Raw genomic sequence first — 21238 nt, 5'->3', positions numbered from 1 at the left:
TTACCTATGAGTCGCTCGCTCTTCGGATTACTGTTGCTGCTGTCCGTGATCTGTTCTGGTGGAATGCAGGCTGTGGCTGCGGAAACAACCCGGCCGAATGTGTTGTTTATTGCCGTCGATGATTTAAACGACTGGATCAGTTGTCTGGGCGGTCATCCGGACTGTAAAACGCCGAACATCGATCGCCTGGCGGCACGGGGGCTGCTGTTTACGAATTCGCATTGTGCGGCTCCGGCGTGTAATCCATCACGGGCGGCTCTGCTGACGGGCATCCGTCCTTCGAGTTCGGGCGTTTATCTGAATTCCCAACCCTGGCGACCGGCAATGCAGAGTGCCGTCACACTGCCTCAACATTTTCGCAACCATGGTTACCAGGCGAACGGCTCGGGAAAAATCTTTCATGGCCGCTATAACGACTATGGATCATGGGACGACTACCTCAAGCAGACCGGCGATCCCAAACCGACTCCGGCCGTGCTGCAGGATCCCCACTCCCGGGCCGGGACCATTATCTGGGGTGTGCTGGATGCCCAGGACCAGGAGATGAGCGATTACAAAATGGCAAATTACGCCATCGAATTTCTGGGCAAGCCTGATCAGAAACCGTTCTTTCTGGCGTGCGGGATCTATCGCCCTCACATGCCCTGGCAGGTGCCGCGAAAATATTATGACATGTATCCGCTGGATAAGATTCACATTCCCGAAGTTCCAGAACACGATCTGGATGACATTCCCCCTGCCGGCGTACGGATGGCCCGACCGCAAGGCGATCACGCCAAAATTCTGAAGACAGAGAACTGGCGGTATGCGGTACAGGCCTATCTGGCCAGCATCGCATTTGCTGATGTGCAGGTAGGTCGCGTGCTCGATGCGCTGGATGCGAGCCCTTATGCGAAAAATACGATCGTCGTTCTCTGGGGTGATCACGGCTGGCATCTGGGAGAGAAGCATCACTGGCGAAAATTTTCGCTGTGGGAAGAAGCGACACGAGCCCCGCTGATGATGGTCGTTCCCGGTGTCACACAGGTGGGCACCCGCTGTGATCAGGCGGTGGATTTCATGAATATCTATCCGACCTTGTGTGAGTTGTGTGATCTCCCGCGCGGCGATCATCTGGATGGCATCAGCATGGTCTCTTTATTGAAGGATCCCTCCCAGACGTGGGAGCGTCCGGCATTGACTACGCATGGGCGGCTGAATCATGCGGTTCGCGACAACCGGTATCGGTTGATTCGCTATCAGAATGGTGATGAAGAGCTGTACGATCACAGCCAGGATCCCATGGAATGGAAGAACCTGGCTGATGATCCCCGGTATGCGGACATCAAACAGAAACTGGCGAAATGGTTTCCGGAGAAAAATGCCCCCGATGCCCCGCATGATCCTGAGCTGGGTAAAAACAGGAAAAACAAACGTCAGCAGGGCAAAGGCAAGCAGAAAAAGAAGGCGGCGAAATCCTGAGCCACCGTTTTATTCGTCTTTCTTGCCGCGCGTTTTTTCCAGCATGTCTGCCAGTTCATCGACCGTGACGACCTTGTCTTTGTTCTGGTCGGCCCGGAAGAAAATGGGAAGCTCAACCAGGGGGACTTCGGACTGTTCCAACTGACCGTTTTCGTTTTTATCGCGACGACGGACCAGTCGGAAAGCGACCGCTTTGGAACGGTTTTCCGGCTTGGCTTCCTTGCGGGGAATGGCGACATTGAAATAACCGATCATCATTTCATTCCAGGTCTGATCGCCCCAATAAACGGGTTTATCAGGTTCGGGATTTGAGAGATTACTGTCGGAATTGTTGTAGTGCGCGACACAGTGAATGTAGTCGCCCGGCTCCAGGGGAATCGGCTTTTCAATTTTGTAAGCGGTCTGCCAGTTAAAATCGAATGCAGGGACGTCGAGCAGAATTTCGCCCGGTTCATCCGGCTTTTTACGCAATTCATAGCGGAATGATTTCCCGCGGAGATGCATGTGGGGCATGAAGCTCAGCAGGAGTGCATTGCGATCATTGGGAGGCGAAGTCGCTTCAATTTTGAAATTATCGTCGTTGGCATCAATGGGGAATTTCCGCCGGGTAAATTCCTGATTGAGCACATGAGCGGTCATCACCTGGTGTGTCACTTTGGATTCATCGGTAAAGACCAGGCCGACTTTGCTGCGGTCCTGCTGTTCGGTGCCGATGGGGGTGTAGTGCATCTGAAAGACCAGTTTGGAGCCGGCGGGGATTTTCTTGGCCATCCCCTGGGGCAGCATGACTTCGCGTGAGCCGGGCACATAACCGACAAGAAACTGATCGCCTTCGCCAAACACTCGGACTCGCTTGCCCTGGGGGGGACGGGCAAAGACCAGGATGTGATGCACGACCGCCCGGTTGCCGGGCAGGGCTTCTGCCCCAATGAGCCATTTGTCTTCCTTAAAGCCGGGATCGACCGTGAAGTACTGGTATTTCACTCCCCGCTTGCCAGCCTGGGCAGGCACCGTGAAGGGCTTGTCGTCCATATAGAACACGGCATCCGGTTTTTGCGGCAGTTTCCAGCCTGTGACATAAGTCTGCGGCTCGGGTAATTGCTTCGGGTCGCCCTGCGGGGCACCATTTTCGACCCACTGGTAGATGAGTTCTTTTTCTGCTTTGGTCAGACTGCGATCGTTGGCAAACTTTCCATGAGCCGGATCGGCGTGCCAGGGGGGCATCCGCTGATCGCGCACTACCTCAGCGATCGTTTCCGCCCAGCCGGCAACCTCTTCGTATTCGGTCAGTTCGAAGGGGGCAATTTCCCCCTTCCGATGACACTCCACGCAATGTTTCTGAAACAGGCGGGCGATCTGATTGGAGTAGGTCACGCTGCTGTTGGGATCCGGTTCGCGAATGCGACCGATGAAACAGCCCAGCGGTTTGGTCGAAGCGACGCTGACCGGTTTTCCGGCGAGCAGTTCCGAAATCGCTATTTTCAGATCCTGACGTTTGGGTTCATCACGGATATAACCGACACCATACTGGTCATCGACGCGGCCGTGGTATCGGATCTTGCGATCCTGATCGAGCAAAAAGATTTCGGGTGTGCGGACTGCACCGATCTGATCGGCGACATGATTGCCGGCGTCTTTGAGCACGGGGAAGCTGATGTCATGCTTGCGGGCATATGCGGCGATTTCGGTGAGTGAGTCCTGTTGATTGGACATGATCGCAAAAAAGGCGACTCCCTGAGCCTGGTACTCGTCAGCCAGTGTCTGCAGTCGATCGCCGTACAGTTTGGCCAGCGGGCATTCGGTGCCCAGGAAGGCAATCACTGTCAGCTTCTGATCGCGCACGTCATCGAGTTGCACGGTCTTGCCACGAAAGTCCTGCAGTTTGAAGTTGTCGACTTTTTTGCCGATCAGAGAATCCTTCTCTTCCGCGGAAAGACCGGAAGTAAACAGACCAACCAACAGCAAACACGGGATTAGACGATAGAAGCTTCGCATTCGACCTTGAACTCCCCTCTCAACTCAGATTTAATGATGGGCGCTGGTGCGTATTCGAAATGGTTCGATTCTCATTGAACCCTCAGGATACACCATCGTAGCGGTCTTCGTAGATAAAATTACTGTTAAAATACGAAGAAACACCAACAACAATTCGACCCTGCCCAGTAATACCCCGACGGAATTGATTCTGTTTCAGAAATCAGGGAAAGAATTTCATTTTTAATTATACAGGCGATCAGGGACAGGGTAAATATCAGTGATACTTGGACTGGGAACAGACATTGTCGAAATTTCACGCATCGGTCAGATGATCGAGCGGCACGGTGATACCTTTCTCAATCGTGTGTTTACCGTAAGTGAAAACGACTACTGCGGTTCCAAAAAGAACAAGGAGCAGCATTACGCCGGACGGTGGGCCGCGAAAGAAGCGGTGATGAAGACGCTGGGCACAGGCTTCGTGAAGGGAATTGGCTGGAAAGATATCGAAGTGGTCAACCTCAAGAGCGGGAAACCGACGATTGTCATTTCCGGTGGAGTCGAGCAGTACGCTGGCGAGATGGGGATCGAAGAGATTCTGATCACGATTTCACACAGCCGGGAATTTGCGACAGCGACCGCGATTGCAGTCGGGAAATCGCCGTCTGCCTGATTCCGTCTCACGCCTGAATCCAAACAACTCAGATCTGCTCGGGATTCAGAATTTTCTCAATAAGCGGTAGCTGGTGCCGCTGCAGGTGATCGACGAGCGTGGCCGGTGTTTCATCGGCAATGATCAGCTCTCGATATTTCGGCTTGATGAATTCGGTCTCGATGCAATGTTCGACCATGTTCAACAGAGGATCATAAAAGCCTGACGTATTCAGCAGACCGATCGGTTTCAGATAGATTCCGAGTTGCACCCATGAGACCACTTCGAAGAGTTCTTCCAGGGTGCCGAAACCGCCCGGCATGGCGATGAAGGCATCAGAACATTCCGACATTTTTGCCTTGCGGGTGTGCATGTCATCAACGACATGCATTTCATCGACCCCGGGATGCAGCAGTTCTTTGGTCGCGAGCTGGCGTGGAATGACGCCAATCACTTTACCCCCGGCTTCCAGAACGGCATCGGCGATAATGCCCATCAGCCCCACACTGCCGCCGCCATAGACCAGCGTGATTTTGCGTTCTGCGAGCAGCCTTCCCAGTTCCTGTGCAGACTGCTGATAGTCAGGATCACAGCCTGCCTTCGAGCCGCAAAAGACGCAGATACTGTTGATCTCGCTCATGCCCCGGTTCCATCGGCTGCCTGGTCATTGTCTGATGCAGGTTCTTCCGGTTCTTTCTCTACGGTTTTGCCTTCGGCAGCATTGTCCACAAAAGTTCCCGGCTTGATCTGCGGGCCCCGCTGATGCTGTTTCAGAATCGACTGCAGCTGGTCCATGTCCATGACTTCGCATTCCAGCAGTTCCTGTGTGAGGTGTTCCAGCAGTTCGCGGCGTTCATCCAGAACTTCGTAAGCGATTTTCGAGCATTGATCGATGATGCGGCGAATTTCCAGATCAATTTCCCGCAGGGTATTTTCACTGTGAATACTTTCCGCAGACGTAGACGAATCGCCGAGGAAGGGTGAACGGCGGGTTTCGCTGTAATGCACGCGGCCCAGCTTGGCGCTCATGCCGAACTCCGTGACCATACGGCGGGCCAGGTCGGTTGCCCGCTGCAGATCGTTCTGCGCTCCGGTCGATGTTTCCTGGAAAATAATTTCTTCCGCGGCGATGCCTCCCAGCAGTACGCAGATCCGGTTTTCCAGTTCACTCTGAGTGACCAGTTGTTTTTCTTCTTCAGGTCGCTGCAGGGTATAGCCGAGTGCCCCCAGGCCACGGGGCACGATCGAAATCTTATGTACCGGGTCGACGTTGGGCAGCGAACAGGCTACGAGCGCGTGACCGCATTCGTGGTACGCGACCCGGTTCTTTTCATCTTCATGAATCAGACGCGTTGATTTTTCCAGACCGGCGACAACCCGTTCGACACCTTCTTCGCATTCGTGCATGGTGACCGCCTCTTTGTTGTTACGGGCAGCGAGCAGGGCGGCTTCATTGATCAGGTTGGCCAGATCCGCACCGACGAAGCCGGGAGTGATCTTGGCAATGTGCTGCAGGTTGACGGACTCGTCCATCTTGATTTTGGCGCTGTGGACTTTGAGAATCGCTTCACGGCCCCGGACATCGGGTCTGTCTACCAGGACATGACGGTCAAATCGACCGGGTCGCATCAGGGCAGGGTCCAGGGTTTCCGGACGGTTCGTGGCTCCCATGACGATGACACTCTGATCGGAGCCGAAGCCGTCCATTTCGACAAGCAGGGCGTTGAGTGTCTGTTCGCGTTCATCATGACCGCCGGGCATTCCGCTGCCACGTGTTTTGCCCAGGGCATCGAGCTCATCGATAAAGATGATGGCCGGCGAACGCTGTGCGGCCTGCTGGAACATATCCCGCACACGGGCCGCTCCCACACCGACAAACATTTCCACAAAATCAGAACCGGAGAGACCGTAGAAGGGAACTCCCGCTTCGCCGGCGACCGCTTTGGCGAGCATGGTTTTTCCGGTACCCGGAGGTCCGACCAGCAGCACACCTTTGGGGATGCGCCCCCCCAGTGCCTGATATTTGGCAGGAGTTTTCAGAAACTCGACCACTTCGCGGAGTTCTTCAACGGCTTCATCAATGCCGGCAACATCATTGAAGGTGACTTCGATATCATCCTGGGCATACATCCGCCCGCGACTGCGTCCAAATGACATGGGGGAGCCGGCCCCGCCCATGCGACGGAAAAGGTAGATCACGAAAATCAGCAGGACCACAGGAAAGAAGAGTACGGCAATCAGCGATTCCCATTCGGATGGGCGACTCTCAGAGTCGACGATGATATCTTTCCCTTCCAGTTTCGACTGCAGTTGCGCGCGGGCTTCCTGAGGAATCCCCCAGACCGGGATGTAATAGTTCTTGGTCGTATTGGCGACTGTCCCTTTCTCGGCTCCTTCCTGCTTCGGTTGATCCTGGAAGACGATGTAATCGGTACCGAACTTCAGTTCGTGCACGTTGGTTTTATTATATTTGCCGTCATCCAGACCTTTGACGAAATCACCAAATTTGATTTTCTCGCCGCGCTTGTTGTTAGAGACAACTGAGAGCGTGATGACCAGAATCAGACCGCCGACCACCAGGTACCAGAGGGCATTACTTTTAGGACCCTTCGGTTCCTGTCGCCGATTATCATTTTTCTGGTTTCGCTCGGGGGGAGTGGGACGTTCTCTGCGATTCGACTGGTTCGGATCCATGTTGGGCATGTGGTATTATCTCTATCAGAGGAGTGGCTGAGCGGGTAATTAGAATCGGAACACCGGACTGAACAATATTACAGAACGCGATATTCCCGAATTTTATGTCTGTCATCTGAGTTGAAAGGATCTTAACACAGACTGCATCTTAACTTTATTGTAAATGTATGTTCTATCGACAAGGGGGTCAATCAAAGCTTTACGGAGAAATAAAGGTTCCGTCGCAGGTCCTGCTGAAAAGCTACGGGTGCAGACTGAATGCCTCTTGCCATGTTTAATTATTACGCCTAAAATGCGGATTCGTTGGTGGTTAGGGCAAAAAAACAGTACCGAGGCATGTCTTTTTTCCACTCTGCTCAAAAAATTGAAACAACAGTCAACCAGTCCGACTGAGGATGAAAAACAGGGTCGAATGAAGCGAATAGCCGTTCTCGGGTCTACGGGGTCCATTGGCACGAGCACACTGGATGTGATTGCCTCCCATGCGCAGGAGATGCAGATTACCGCTATGACTGCCCATAGCAGCTGGAAACAGCTGGCGGAGCAGTCGCGGCAGTTCAAACCCCGCTGGGCCGTTTTGAGCAATCCCGCGCTGAAATCAGAGGTCGATCTGTCCGCTTTTCCCTCTGAGACAGAAGTGCTGTTTGGTCATGACCAGATTGAGCAGGTCGCAGCCTCAGATGAAGTCGATACGGTGATCTGTGGGATCGTCGGCGCAGCTGGTCTGCGCGGCGCCTGGGCTGCAATCGAAGCGGGTAAAACCATCGGAATTGCCAATAAAGAGACATTAGTTGTGGCTGGGCCACTGATTATGGATCTGGCAGAACGGAGCGGTGCGACGCTCCTGCCGGTCGACAGTGAACACAATGCCATATTCCAGGCCTTGCGTGCCGGGAGTGCGCAAGAGGTCAAACAGGTGATCCTGACAGCCAGCGGGGGGCCATTCCGAGGGGCGAGTCCTGCTGAACTGGAAAATGTCACTCCTGAGAAGGCGCTGGCACACCCCACCTGGGATATGGGACCGAAAATCACGGTCGATTCGGCCACGATGATGAATAAAGCGCTGGAAATTATTGAAGCAAAATGGCTGTTTCAGCTGTCTGTCGATCAGATTTCGGTAGTGGTGCATCCCCAGTCGATCGTGCATTCGATGGTGGAATTTGTAGATGGATCTGTGATTGCCCAGCTTTCGCCTCCCGATATGAGGCTTCCCATTCAGTACGCACTTACGTATCCTGTTAGGACAGAAGGCCTGAATCCTCCGATGGACTGGAGTAGGTCTTTTGAACTCAGCTTTGAGCCACCTGACCTGGAAGCGTTCCCCGCCTTGCGACTGGGTTTTGAAGTCGCGGCGCAGGGGGGAACTTGCGGAGCTGTCCTGAATGCGGCCAATGAAGCAGCCGTCGAACGTTTTTTAACGGGTGATTTGCGTTTCTGTGATATCGCGACCTCCTGTGAACAAGTATTAAAATCACATCATTTCGAACCCCACCCCAGTCTGGATAAATTGTTTGAACTGGATCGCTGGGCCCGTGAGGAGATAAAAAGGTGGAAGTCATGTTGACCAGTCTGTTATTGGGAGCAACTCTAGCCGGCAAAGTTGCAAACATTGCCATGGTGGCCATCGGTTTGGGACTGGTCATTTTCTTTCATGAACTGGGGCACTTTGCGGTCGCCAAGTGGTGCGATGTCAAAGTGGAACGATTCAGTATCGGCTTTGGTCCGATCATCTACAGCTTCAAGTGGGGTGAGACAGAGTATGCGCTGTCGATCATTCCCTTTGGTGGCTATGTGAAAATGCTGGGGCAGGACGACGTCGATCCGAGCCAGTTAACCAGCGAAGAGATTGCGCTCGATCCCCGCTCGTATTCCGCCAAACCCGTGTACCAGCGGATGGGCATTATTTCCGCCGGCGTGATTATGAATATCATCACAGGGATGCTGTTCTTTGCCTTCGCCTTTCGCATGGGTGTCGCTTCGACTCCCTGTGTGGTGGGCGCGGCGATTCCGGGCATGCCCGCCTGGGAAGCGGGCATTCAACCCGGAGATGTGATCACTACAATCAACGGCGAAAAAACCAAGTCATTTATGGACATCATTCGCAGCAGTGCTTTCAGCGATGGTGATATTAAAATGGAGGGCATCCATCCGGATGGCCAGAAGTTCGAAGTCGATATCACTCCCGACCGCACCGGAACCCGACCACAGATCGGTCTGCTGCAGTCCCAGAGTCTGCAGATTCCCGTCTTCGAAGATCCCGGTGAGAGTGTGACGGCGAAGGGAACTGCTGCAGCCAAAGCGGAACCCAGTTATCAGCCCGGTGATAAATTCATAACCATCGACGGAGAGCCGGTGAAAAACTACGCCCAGCTGCAACGGATTTTTGCGACCCGCAGTGCTGAGACACTGAAAACAGGCATCATTCGCAAAGGGGCTCCCGAGACAGAAATCGTGGAGATCACGGTAGGGAACAATCCATTTCGCACCCTGGGTCTGTGGATGGATATCGGCCCGATTGAATCCGTTCAGAAGGGGTCTCCTGCAGAACGCGCCGGATTAAAGGCGGGTGATAAAATCACCCACATCGACGGCCAGGATGTGGGCAAGGCTCTCAACCCGTTGCGTCTGCCGAACTATTTTGCCTCCCGTGCCGGCGAAACCGTACCGATCGTCGTCAACCGGGCCCAGGATGGCGCCCAGCCGGCTGAAGTCAATCTGAACGTGGTGCCGCTCGACAATCCCGCCTGGCTGGAACACCCGATCTTTTCCAATACTCCGCTGGCGGTCGGTTCGCTGGGGATCGCTTTCCATGTGATTCCGACGACTCTGAAAGTCGAGGAAGGGAGCCCGGCAGCGAAAGCAGGGATCGAGGCTAACGACACGATTAAAAAAATCAGAATCATGCTCCCTGAAAATGATACGCAGAGCGACTGGCCGAGGCTGAAAGAGGTCAGCTATGAGTTTGACGACAAAAACATGAACTGGGCCAATGCCTTCTGGGAGATGCAGGTGCGTCCCGGCTGGCCGGTTGAGCTGACCTACAGTCACAAGGGGAATATCAAAGAAGCCAAGCTGATGCCCTGGGTCAATCCGAACCAGAAACCGGAAGACCAGTGGTCGTTGCCGGTGCGGGGCATCAAGCTGCAGACTCTGCGGGAAACCCAGCAGGCACACAGCATGGGGCAGGCCCTGGGAATGGGAGTCGAATATACCACGAATTCGGCGAAGGATATTTACCTGACACTGCGGAGCCTGTTTACCGGTCGCGTCTCCCCACTGGAACTGAGCGGTCCGGTAACGATTGCCAAGGTCGCCTATGAAGTTTCGAATGACGGCTATTCACAGCTGCTGCTGTTCCTCGGTTTTCTGAGCGTGAACCTGGCGGTCCTCAACTTCCTGCCGATTCCGGTTCTGGACGGGGGACACATGGTATTTCTGTGCTGGGAAGGCATCACCCGCAAACGTCCCAATGAGCAGGTGCTGGCGGCAGCAACTTACGTAGGGATGATTTTCGTGCTGGGTCTGATGATCTTCGTCCTCTATCTGGACATTTTCCTGTAAGCCAGACGGAATTTTATTTGGGTGCTGCAGCTGAATCTGGTAAGCTGAGAGGAGAGACAGTTTACCTCTTTGAGTTTTTCTGATTCACTGTTTTGATTCAGAAGTGACAAGACGCGGGAGAAGGAAACGATGGCGGCAGGTCGCTCCCCTCGTGGTTCAGGAGACCAGGCAGCAGCCTGGCTGGCGACAGTCTTTACACTGGCGGGGGGATTGTTTGCGTGCCTGTTCGTTGTTGTCACCAGTGGTGAACCGCCAGGACGCCCCATGATGGTGGCGATAGGCACGATCACCGTTCTGCTCCTGATATCCTGGCTGCTGCGCGATAAGCCGCCGGAAGCACGCCAGGAATCGCTCAAGCTGTGGCACTGGTGGAAAAAAGATGAGAGTGATGCCTACGAGTACAAGCCGCGCCCCCGCAAGCGAAACAGCCACGTGCAGTATGGAAACAATCAGCCGCCCACACTCGAATCGATCCGTGAAGCGGTCGATGAACAGCGGACGTGGATCCCTTCGGTTCGCAATCTCAAACAGTCGGACGGCAACTCGTCGGCTGGTCAGGGTCATTCCACCGACCAGCCAGATTAACGCTCCAGCGGCTTAGCGGAAGCGTGAGAAGAGACCGCGACGACGGGCCTGCTGGTAGTCCCGGGACTGATTGTTCTGCTGATACTGCTGCTGGTGCTGATACTGCTGTGCGGTATTCTGCTGTGCGGTATTCTGCTGTTGCTCGAAGCGTTCAGAATAACCGACGATCGGTTCGGCAGGAACCGGCTCGGAAAACTCTTTTGTTTTTGCCAGTTCTTCCAGGTACTTCGCATACTCTGGACGAGTCCGTTCCCGGTAGATAACCAGTGAATCGATGGCGTGGTACATTCCGCCCGGTTCCAGGGGCTGCTTCTTGTATTCGATCAGGTCGGTGGCGATCCGGTAGACGGCACTCCGCACCCAGGGTTCGTTCAATCGATTCTGGGGCAGGGCTTCCATGATGAATTCCAGCGTGTGACCGGTGGTGGAGACCCGCTTATTTACATCGCTGGCGTATTCGGGTCCTTCAAAGTATTTGGAGGAGAACGAGCCATCACGGTTCTGCATGGAGCGGGCATACTCAGCGTATTGACGCACACGCATGCTGGCTTCCAGCCAGGTACCACGCAACTGTTTTTGATCGCGAGCATAGCAATTGACGGCACTGGCCAGAGCAAACAGACCGTGAGTTCCCCCACATGCCGAGCGGGTCGGTTCAGACTGCATCTGGACCCGTACCAGCTTCTCCATGCTCCACTCTTCATTTCGTTCGCTGACCCATTCGGTATCCCAGGGCAGGTAGCGGGAGAAGGCCCACAGAGTCCAGGTGATTTCTTCGTCGGTATTCACTTCCGCCTTGGCGTTCCGGATCATGTCGGCAATGGTGATTGTCTTTTCGCCTGTATTGATTTTGTGGTCGAGAGGAACGCCGGCCATCCCGTAGAACGCCAGAAACTGGTTGGGGTGTCCTTCGAAGGCATAAGGCTCGGTGAAGGGATGTCCTTTACCGCCATGCTCGGTTGTGATGAACCAGGGTTTCCCGCGGAAGTTGGGACCGGTTGAGACCCAGTCGATCGCCCGGATGCGTTTCTTATTCTGATAAAGAGTATATTCCCAGCGGAGTGCGAGAATACCATGCGCGATCTGCCAGGGGGTGTGTACTTCGGTGGAGAGCATGCGGCGATGAGAGACTTCAATGGCTTCATCAACCAGTTTGTCCAGGGGATCTACAATATCGGGAACCGGGGGAGGCTCCGGCTTTTTCATGGACGGTTTGGAACTGTCGGCAATCCCCGGAAATGGCTTGGGTTCGGGAACGGATTCTTTTTTCGTTTTTTCCGTTGTTTCAGTTTCCGTCTTTTTGTCTGCAGAATCTTCGGCAATCAGTTCCGGTTTACGAGCTTCGATACTGAATTCGGGTTTCCGGGCGACCAGCGGCGCATCATTGTCTTCAGCGGTGACATTGACCTGTTTGATTTCGCCGGTTTTCTGTCCCAGATCCGGCACGAGCAATTTGGGTCCTGATTCTCCCCACAGGTTACACGTCAATTGAAATACGGTCGCGAATACAACGAGGGTTGAACATTTCATCCAAAGGTCGGGGGTCAGCCTTGAATTCATTTCCGTCTGCTTTCCAAATCTTCAGTCTGTATTTCGAATGTCAGGGAACCTGCAGTGAGCCTGTGCAGTTCCCGTCCTGATTCTGGAGGTATTCGTAATCTTTTGTAGAGAGCACTCAACAGAACAGGCTCGCCCGAGAACCAGAAAGGATCTGTCTGACTGCTTCACATGAACTCATTCTGATACGAAATTAAAGGAGAGTTGAGAGACTTGTTTCGTATCCGAAGGAGCAGAGGTCCGGATTCTTAAAAATCGGAATGTAAGATTTATCGGTTGATGTAATTCAATCTGTTGACCGGGGTTTTGGAGAAAGCCCCTTCTGAGGCCACTTTCAGAAAAATGAAGTACCAATTACGTAAGATGGTGTATGTATTTTTGACAGGGATCTCTTTATGATGTTAGGAGTGAATCATTTTCCCACTTTGCACCGGTTATTCCAGCCCTGACGAATTGGGGGAATTGTGCAAAATGTTTTTTTCTGCCGATTTTTTATAAAGTCAGAATTATCCGGAATTTCAGAGCCGGGGATCATAATTTCACTTTTTTGAACTCCGATATGGTCCTTTTTGTACCGGTAGTAAAAACAGGATCGCCAGGCCATCGGCGAAACCAGAGATAGACTGAAAATGACACCATTGTTGACAGTAATTAGCTGGAGCCCTTCCTATTGGATATTGGAGGCTTTTACTGCTGTCTGGTGCTTTGTGATGGGATCGGTGATCGGCAGTTTTCTGAATGTGGTCATCTATCGGATGCCGCTGGGTCTCAACATTTCCAAACCCAAGTCCCGCTGTCCCGTATGTGAAAATCCGATCCGCACGCGCGACAATCTGCCGATTCTGGGATGGCTGCTCCTGCGAGGAAAGTGCCGCGACTGTCAGACACCAATTTCGCCGCGTTACCCGATTGTCGAAGCCCTGGTGGGGACTTTCTTTCTCCTGCTGTATCTGTCTATCGTGCATTCGGGGGGCGCCCTGCTGCCTTTCCGGATTCCGAATCGCTTTTCCGGCGGTTACCAGATCCTGGAAGGACGCACCTGGGACCTGATCGCACTGGGTATCTACTACTGTTATCTGTTTGTGGTCGTGCTGGCCTCGACCTATATCCAGTTTGATCGAGAATTGATTCCCCGCCGGCTGTTACTCTGGTGCCTGGGGATTGGCGTACTGGCGGGCTGTTTCCTCCCGGAACTGCATCCTCTGCCTGCCCGTGTTCCCGTTCAACCGGCGCCGTCTTCAACGGAACTCCTGCTGAGTGAACTGCAATATTACGGCACTCTGCATTTTAACTTTGAACCGGGCTCTCTGCTTACCGTCTGCTGGGGGCTGGTTTATGGTGCCATCGTGGGGATTCTGTTCTGCTGGCCGAGTCTGTTTCAGACTGCGGATCAACGATCGCTATTTCCGCCACGTACCAGCTGGTTACCACTTCTGATCGGCGTCTATCTGGGCTGGCAGCAGGTGGTGATGGTGGGATTTCTGTCCGCACTGATCCTCGCCCTGGCACATCTGATCTGTCGAAACCGAAGTTCATTCTGCGACCGATTGCCCGCTTCGGCTTTTCTTTCAGGTGTTTTAACGTTACAACTGTTAGGGGGTGGATATTTGACAATCCTTCCCAGCCAAACCGGTTACCTTACCTATCTACTGGTAACTGGAGGCCAGTTGGTCACGATTCCGATCCTGACTGGCCTTTCTGAAGCTGCACATCGTAAACGAGAAACCGCCAACTCTACGCAGGATCAGATTCCCTTAGATGAAACCTCAACCCTCACATCCTGAATCAGGTTTGCCCGCGCTGGTGACAGAAGCGTTAGAAACAGTAAACTGTATTCAAATGGTGCTGAGTAAACCGATTAATAAAAAGGCGACCGCCCGGCGAAAAGTGACACTCCGCCCCGTTATGATCCGGGATAAGCAGCATTATCAACTGGCATTCACCCGGGGACAGCAGGAGGTTCATGAAAATCTGCTGCCCTGTGAGACGATCCAGAGAGTGGAACAGCTGTGGGCGGACCTGTTTCAGGAAGGCTATCTGTTTACACGTGAGGCAGACTATCATTTTCAGAAGACGAAACAGGGGACTGTGCAGTTGAAAAAGCACGCCCCGACAAAAGCACAGCCGGTGAAAGTCGAAGCGCACAACCGGACCAAACAGTATCTGATCCCGGAAGGTGTTCCCTGTCGCTTTCTGGAAGAGATCGGGGTGATGACGCAGAGCGGTAAAGTGAAGTCCTCGCAATACCGCAAATTTCGCCAGATTAACCGTTACCTGGAATTCATCAACGACATCGTTGCTGCGCTTCCGCAAACAGACGTCCTGAGGATTACGGACTTTGGCTGCGGCAAAAGTTATCTGACATTTGCCACGCATCATTTTTTCACATCCATTTTACAGCGTGAGGTCAGCATCACCGGGCTGGATCTGAAACGCTCCGTAGTCGAACATTGCCAGCAGATCGCAGAGAACCTGGACTGTCGCGGGTTGACCTTTCAGACCGGCGATATCTCTACGTATCAGTCTCGAGAAGGGGAATGCGATCTGTCTATCTCGCTGCATGCCTGTGATACGGCCACCGACGCTGCCCTCGCCTCGGCTCTGGAGGCCAATGCCAGTGTGATCATGGCGGTTCCCTGCTGCCAGAATGAAATTTATCATCAGATCAACAGTCAATCTGCAGAGGGTCTGCTCAAACACGGTATCCTGAAAGAAAAGACCGCGGCACTGGTGACCGATGCCTTACGGGCTCAGATTCTGGAGATCTTCGGTTATCGAACTCAGGTCATCGAATTCATTGAGACGCAACATACGCCTAAAAATTTACTGATCAAAGCGGTTAAACGACCAGCGCCGTTATCAGAATCTGAGCTGCGCGAGGCAGTGCAGGAATATCAGTCGTTAAAGACCCAGTTTGGAATACCTGCATTTGCACTGGAACGCACACTGGGAGATCGTTTTCGCGAATTGTCTCAATCTTCAGGGAAGGAGAGTGCCGGCTAAGTCATGCTCGAGAAAAGTGAATCAACACCAGTGAAATCTCGACGCGTGAAACCGGGAGTGTTCCTGTTTCTATGCATCATCCTGGTAACGGGCCTGCTGGTTTATAAAATTCAGCGCCGCCATCAGCAGCACGAACAGGCTGCCAGTCAGAACCAGACTGTTGCTTCGCAAGCAAGTTCGAATCCCGCGGAGCATGAATGGTTTGAAGAAAATCCAAAGCCGGTTCTCGATCCCGTGACGCCCGACTCGGACCTGGTACTGACTCAGACTGCCCATCGACAGCCCCTGCTGCCGGATGAAGAAACCGTCAAACAGGGAGAGCTCGACTCGACCAGCTGGCAGAATCCGTTTTACCGACTGTTCTGGAAAAATGAAGGCTGGAAATTTACTGACGAGGGCATGGAGTCCAATACGGACCAGTACTGTATCGCGACGTTTATTCGTCCCTATAAAAAGATCAGCGTCAGTTTTCGTGTCGACGTCAAACAGATGTTCCCCGATTTTGAATTACTGTTGCTGACCAGAGACCCCGCGAAGCCGGATCAGATCCTGGTTTCCAGTCAGATCCATTTTCAGAATACCGGAGTGACAGTCTCTGCCTCTGACCAGAAAAAAAAGAGTGAACTCAAACGTGTTGAAGTGAGTCTGGAACGCGCGGAAGCCCAGAGCGTTCCTGTGCGGCTGGTAGGAACGGGCAACCGGTTTGTGATCAGTATCGGCCGACGTCGCATCCTAACCTGCGCGCAACCCGCAGCACAGTCCGGAAAAGAGTGCTTCCTCTGCTTCATGGCCGACAAGCAACCTGTACGGATTACAGCCCTGCGTCTGGAAGGCGAATAATCCACGTAAAATACCTGTTTTTCAGCCCGGAGGAATCGGTTCATTTCCACCAGGACGTCTGACAAAAACTTGCATTTCGCTACCCCCGCTGGTAACCTGATAATTAAGATACTTTACGATCGGGCGACCTTCCCCGCTTCTCCAGCAAACCAGATTTCTGCCTTGTCATCCGCGTTCGTGATTTTGATCCCGGCTCGCAGAAATCAGGTTCTTTTTTGTATCAGGTTCTTTCATGCGGAATTTGTCAGGAGTTGTAACCGCTACTGGCTGTCTCCTGCTGCTTGCAGTACAGACAGCCTTCGCAGCAGATCCGTCTCCCAAAGTGGATTTTGAAAAGCAGATCCGTCCGCTGTTGAAGCAGCACTGCTACGACTGCCATTCTCAAGACGCAGAAGAATCCGGTTTGCGCGTGGATTATGGCGCGAGTCTGATTGGCGGCGGCGATCGTGGTCCGGCTGTCGTTCCGGGGAAACGTGATGAAAGCCTGCTGTACCTGAGCCTGAAAGGGGCAGGTAAGATTCCCCGCATGCCACACGAGCTGCCTCCGTTGAAACCAGCCGAAATCGAGCTGATTGGTCGCTGGATCGATGAAGGAGGATCAATACCGAAAGCAGAGCAGACCTTGCAATCAGTCGACCAGTCTTCCGATCACTGGTCGTTTCAACCGATCCGCCGCCCCGAACCTCCGGAAGTCAAACAGCGGGACTGGGTGCGGAATCCGATTGATGCATTTATCCTGCATCGTCTGGAAGCCCAACAACTCAAACCTTCTCCCGAAGCCGACCGGTCGACACTAATCCGCCGGCTCAGCCTGGATCTGACGGGCCTGCCACCTTCGGTCGAACAGGTGCAGGAGTTTTTAGCCGATACCGGTCCGGGTGCCTACGAACGCCTGGTTGATCGTCTGCTGGCATCGCCTCACTATGGGGAACGCTGGGCCCGGCACTGGCTGGATGTAGCCCGCTATGCTGACTCCAATGGTTTCACGATCGACGGTCCCCGTTCGATCTGGAAATACCGGGACTGGGTGATCAACGCCATCAATCAGAATATGCCCTTCGATCAGTTTGTTAAAGAACAACTGGCGGGCGACCTGCTCAAGGAGCCGACCACCGAGCAGCTGATCGCCACCGGCTTTCATCGGAATACATTGATCAATCAGGAAGGGGGCACAAACCCGGAACAGTTCCGCGTGGAAGCGGTCGTGGACCGGGTCAATACGACAGGTGCTGCGTTCCTGGGCCTGACGGTCGGCTGTGCCCAGTGTCACAAACACAAGTATGATCCGATCACACAGCGGGACTTTTATCAGTTGTACGCCATCTTCAACAGTACGGCTGATATCAACAGTGCGCCCCCAACGCTCTCATTGCCCACTGATGAGCAGCAAGCAGAGCAGACCGAGCTGAAGCAGGAGATCGCAGAACTCACAAAGCAACTGACGGAACGTAAACAAGAACTGGAACCGGAATTCGCTGCCTGGAAAGCGATGATTCAGCAGAACGTGCAGCAGTCAGAGCAGCAATGGACGATCCTGCCCGCTGAGAAAATGAAATCCGTGCATGGCGCCACGATCACTGAGCTGGAAGATCATTCACTGCTCGTCGGTGGCAAGATCCCCGCGTTTGATACGTATGTCGTCGAAACAGCCGTCATCCCGGACGGGACATCGGGTTTACGCCTGGAAGTCCTCACGCATGAGAGCCTGCCTCGCAAGGGACCGGGCTGGGCGGGTAACGGAAACTTCGTGCTGGATGAAGTGACCGTGGAAATGGCACAGCAGTCCGAATCGGGATGGTCTGAGTTCAAGCCCGTCAAACTGGTGCAGGCCACTGCCGATCATTCCCAGGATAAGTTCCCCGCCAGTTACCTGGTGGACGGCGACCCCAAAACCGGCTGGGCGATCAATACCAGCAAAGGAAATATGAACGTCGATCGGCGGGCCATTCTCAAACTGAAAGAGCCCATCGCTGCCAAACAGCCTGTTAAGCTGCGCGTGACGCTGACGCATACGCGGAATGCAAAATACAATGTCGGGCGATTCCGCCTGGCAGCGACCTCTGTCGACCCACAGGTTCTGAATGTCAAACCCGAAATTCTGGCGATCCTCAAACAGCCGGCAGACAAGTGGGATGCGAAACAGAAAACGACCGTGGAAGAGGCCTTTCACCAGTCGGATTCGAAATGGCTCGCACTGAATCAGAAGCTGTCGAAACAGAAAGCAGCCCAGACAAAACTGAACAAGGCGATTGTCACCACGATGATCATGCGGGAACTTCCCGAACCACGCGAAACGCATATTCTGCTGCGAGGTAATTTCCTGGCCCCCGGTGCCCTGGTCAGTCCGGGTGTCCCCGCGGTATTACCGGCACTGCCCGACGGTGTCACCAGCCCCTCGCGACTGGATCTCGCGAACTGGCTCACCAGTCCGGAACAGCCGCTGACCGCGCGGGTGACGGTGAACCGTTACTGGCAGCGATTCATTGGCAGGGGCCTCGTGGAAACAGAGAATGATTTTGGTACTCAGGGGACGGCACCATCGCATCCGGAACTGCTGGACTGGCTGGCATCGGAATTCATGCGACTGAACTGGGACATGAAACAGTTGCATAAGCTGATCGTGACTTCTGCCGCCTATCGACAGACATCCGACTTCAACCCGGCCAATCAGGAAAAAGATCCGCGCAATCTGCTCTTATCGCGACAGAACCGGTTCCGGATGGAAGCGGAATCCATTCGCGATCTGTTTCTGACCTGCAGCGGACTGTTGACCCGCAAGATTGGCGGGCCGAGCGTTTATCCGCCGCAGCCTGAAGGGATTTACGTCTTAACCCAGAATAAGAAGAGCTGGCCGGAGGAGCAGGACGAAGATCGCTTTCGGCGGGGCATGTATACGTACTTCTGGCGTTCGAGCCCTTACCCGATGCTGCCAACCTTTGATGCGCCGAACAGCAACACGACCTGTACGCGTCGGGTGCGCTCCAATACACCGCTGCAGGCTCTGACACTGGCAAATGATCATTCCCTGTTCGAGCTGACACAGGGATTCGCGATTCGAATTATGCAGGAAGGTCCGGACTATGATGAGGGCCGCATCCGCGAAGCATTTGAGATCTGCCTGTCCCGTGCCCCGTCGGACCGAGAACTGAATGTGATGACCGGTTATCTGAATGAGCAGCGTGCCCATTTCAAACAGAGCCCTAAAGAGGCAGCGCAAGTCGCCTCTGCAAAGTTACCGAAACAGATTGACGTCATTGAAGCGGCGAGCTGGACTGCAGTCGCCCGCGTGTTGATGAATCTGGACGAATTTATTACCAGGGAATAGTTCCTTCCATCAGGGGCTGCCGAACCAGTTAATACTGACCGACAGACCGGGAGAATCAGATGATGTTGAATGACCTGATGTTACGCGATCAGACACGACGCCACTTTTTTGAAAATTGTGCAGTGGGTGCCGGGGCCATCGGTCTGGCGTCGTTAATGCAGTCGGAACAGCAGGCCCAGGCCAGTTCCGGGATGCTGGGGACAACACATCATCCCGCCAAAGCCAAGAATGTGATTTACATGTTCATGGCGGGCGGTCCCAGCCAGCTGGAAATGTTTGATTTCAAACCGAAGCTGCAGGAACTGGAAGGGAAGGTCATCCCTGAATCCTACGTGAAGGGGAAGCAGTTTGCTTTTCTGAAAAAGGATGCCAAGCTGCTGGGGACCCGCCGCAAGTTTAAGAAGTATGGTGAATCAGGCACTGAGCTCTCAGAAGTGGTTCCGCATCTGGCCAGCATCGCGGATGACATTACGGTTTTGAAGAGCATGAAGACGGACGTCTTCAACCATGGTCCTGCGAAGCTGTTCATGAATACGGGAACACAACAGTTTGGTCGCCCGAGCATGGGAGCCTGGGTGACTTACGGCATCGGAAGTGAGTCTCAGAACCTGCCCGGTTTTGTCGTACTGCAGTCCGGTCCCCGGGGACCGCGTGGTGGTGCACCGCTGTGGGGGAGCGGATTTCTGCCGACGACCTACCAGGGAGTTCCCTTCCTGAACGGAGCGGATCCAATTCTGAATCTCTCCAGCCCGGCGGGGATCGACTCGAAACGGCAGTCTGAATTTATTGATACGGTCAATCAGCTGAATTCACTCCGTCTGGAAAAAACGCAGGATCCGGAAATCGCCACCCGAATTTCGGCTTACGAGATGGCGTATCGCATGCAGTCCAGTGCGCCGGAACTGATGGATCTGTCTGGTGAGACAAAACAGACTCTGGATATGTATGGTGTCGATCCGGCCAAACCTTCATTTGCCCGTAACTGTTTGCTGGCACGTCGCTTAGTTGAAAAAGGCTGCCGCTTCGTCCAGATGTATCACACCGACTGGGACCATCATGGCAACAAGGGAACTGATCTGGGTGAGGCACTGGATGCCCGGTGTCTGGAAACCGATCAGGCTTCCGCGGCACTCGTCAAAGACCTGAAACAGCGAGGGCTCCTTGATGATACGCTGGTGATCTGGGGGGGCGAGTTCGGACGCACGCCGCAGGGCGAACCTCGAGATTTGATCGGCCGCGATCACCATATCGACGCGTTCTCCATCTGGGTTGCCGGGGGCGGCTCCAAACCGGGTGTCACAATAGGAGAGACTGACGAACTGGGTTACTATACTGTCAAAGACACGATTCATGTGCGTGACTTCCACGCAACCGTGCTGCACCTGCTGGGGATTGATCACCATGATCTTTCCTATTTTTACCAGGGTCTCGATTTCCGCTTAACAGGGGTGGAAGAAGCCCATGTTGTGCAGAAAATGCTGGCTTAAAATGGAGGCGTCGGCAGGCTCTGAAAAAAACTTGAACGAAATATGAAGAAATCCTCTGGACAGAATTTCGAGTTTCCATTATCACTCGCCTCTCTCTCA

14 protein-coding genes are annotated in these 21238 nt (G+C 53.7%); 10 read left to right on the top strand and 4 right to left on the bottom strand.

The annotated features are described in order from the left end of the window. Positions 1-6: 6 nt before the first annotated feature. On the top strand, positions 7-1461 hold the full coding sequence (locus tag Enr10x_RS24830; protein WP_232093126.1) for a sulfatase: 1455 nt from the start codon (positions 7-9) through the stop codon (positions 1459-1461). Positions 1462-1470: 9 nt separating this feature from the next. Here Enr10x_RS24830 and Enr10x_RS24825 read toward each other — a convergent pair whose 3' ends face one another. Beyond that, complete coding sequence (locus tag Enr10x_RS24825) at positions 1471-3456, bottom strand: redoxin domain-containing protein (RefSeq protein ID WP_232093125.1); 1986 nt, start codon at positions 3454-3456, stop codon at positions 1471-1473. A 259-nt stretch (positions 3457-3715) separates the two neighbouring features. On the opposite strand from Enr10x_RS24825, the gene acpS reads away from it, so the two are divergent. Then, on the top strand, positions 3716-4108 hold the full coding sequence (gene acpS / locus Enr10x_RS24820) for a holo-ACP synthase (RefSeq protein ID WP_145114061.1): 393 nt from the start codon (positions 3716-3718) through the stop codon (positions 4106-4108). Positions 4109-4136: 28 nt separating this feature from the next. On the opposite strand, the gene Enr10x_RS24815 is transcribed toward acpS, so the two are convergent. Together Enr10x_RS24815 and ftsH are read right to left on the bottom strand one after the other, a co-directional pair. Then, positions 4137-4727 (bottom strand): LOG family protein, encoded by a 591-nt coding sequence (locus Enr10x_RS24815; RefSeq protein ID WP_145114063.1) that lies wholly within the window; start codon positions 4725-4727, stop codon positions 4137-4139. Then, complete coding sequence (gene ftsH, locus Enr10x_RS24810) at positions 4724-6790, bottom strand: ATP-dependent zinc metalloprotease FtsH (protein WP_145451712.1); 2067 nt, start codon at positions 6788-6790, stop codon at positions 4724-4726. The genes Enr10x_RS24815 and ftsH overlap by 4 nt, the downstream gene beginning before the upstream one ends. Positions 6791-7193: 403 nt before the next feature. On the opposite strand from ftsH, the gene Enr10x_RS24805 reads away from it, so the two are divergent. The 3 genes from Enr10x_RS24805 (at position 7194) to Enr10x_RS24795 (ending at position 10927) form a co-directional block, all read left to right on the top strand. Continuing rightward, on the top strand, positions 7194-8345 hold the full coding sequence (locus tag Enr10x_RS24805; RefSeq protein ID WP_145451711.1) for a 1-deoxy-D-xylulose-5-phosphate reductoisomerase: 1152 nt from the start codon (positions 7194-7196) through the stop codon (positions 8343-8345). Beyond that, complete coding sequence (gene rseP / locus Enr10x_RS24800; protein ID WP_145451710.1) at positions 8339-10342, top strand: RIP metalloprotease RseP; 2004 nt, start codon at positions 8339-8341, stop codon at positions 10340-10342. Before Enr10x_RS24805 ends, rseP begins: the two co-directional genes overlap by 7 nt. Positions 10343-10471: 129 nt before the next feature. Continuing rightward, positions 10472-10927, top strand: coding sequence for a hypothetical protein (locus tag Enr10x_RS24795; RefSeq protein WP_145451709.1), 456 nt, complete (start codon positions 10472-10474; stop codon positions 10925-10927). A gap of 12 nt (positions 10928-10939) precedes the next feature. On the opposite strand, the gene Enr10x_RS24790 is transcribed toward Enr10x_RS24795, so the two are convergent. Beyond that, complete coding sequence (locus Enr10x_RS24790) at positions 10940-12379, bottom strand: hypothetical protein (protein WP_145451708.1); 1440 nt, start codon at positions 12377-12379, stop codon at positions 10940-10942. 815 nt (positions 12380-13194) lie between these two features. On the opposite strand from Enr10x_RS24790, the gene Enr10x_RS24785 reads away from it, so the two are divergent. From Enr10x_RS24785 to Enr10x_RS24765, 5 genes are all read left to right on the top strand, one after another. Then, positions 13195-14268, top strand: coding sequence for a prepilin peptidase (locus Enr10x_RS24785; RefSeq protein ID WP_197997350.1), 1074 nt, complete (start codon positions 13195-13197; stop codon positions 14266-14268). Continuing rightward, complete coding sequence (locus Enr10x_RS24780; protein ID WP_145451706.1) at positions 14243-15487, top strand: class I SAM-dependent methyltransferase; 1245 nt, start codon at positions 14243-14245, stop codon at positions 15485-15487. The genes Enr10x_RS24785 and Enr10x_RS24780 overlap by 26 nt, the downstream gene beginning before the upstream one ends. 30 nt (positions 15488-15517) lie before the next feature. Next, the gene (locus tag Enr10x_RS24775) at positions 15518-16327 is read left to right on the top strand and encodes a hypothetical protein (RefSeq protein ID WP_145451705.1); all 810 of its coding nucleotides are present in this window, start codon (positions 15518-15520) and stop codon (positions 16325-16327) included. Positions 16328-16559: 232 nt separating this feature from the next. Continuing rightward, positions 16560-19652 carry a PSD1 and planctomycete cytochrome C domain-containing protein gene (locus Enr10x_RS24770; RefSeq protein ID WP_145451704.1) on the top strand — a complete coding sequence of 1031 codons (3093 nt, stop codon included), beginning with the start codon at positions 16560-16562 and terminating at the stop codon, positions 19650-19652. A gap of 59 nt (positions 19653-19711) precedes the next feature. Then, positions 19712-21139 carry a DUF1501 domain-containing protein gene (locus Enr10x_RS24765; RefSeq protein ID WP_145114083.1) on the top strand — a complete coding sequence of 476 codons (1428 nt, stop codon included), beginning with the start codon at positions 19712-19714 and terminating at the stop codon, positions 21137-21139. Positions 21140-21238: the final 99 nt, after the last annotated feature.

This window comes from Gimesia panareensis (genome assembly GCF_007748155.1).
Classification (GTDB): domain Bacteria; phylum Planctomycetota; class Planctomycetia; order Planctomycetales; family Planctomycetaceae; genus Gimesia; species Gimesia panareensis.
The sequence above is the reverse complement of the archived record's forward strand: the minus strand, read 5'-3'. Positions and strand labels throughout refer to the sequence as shown.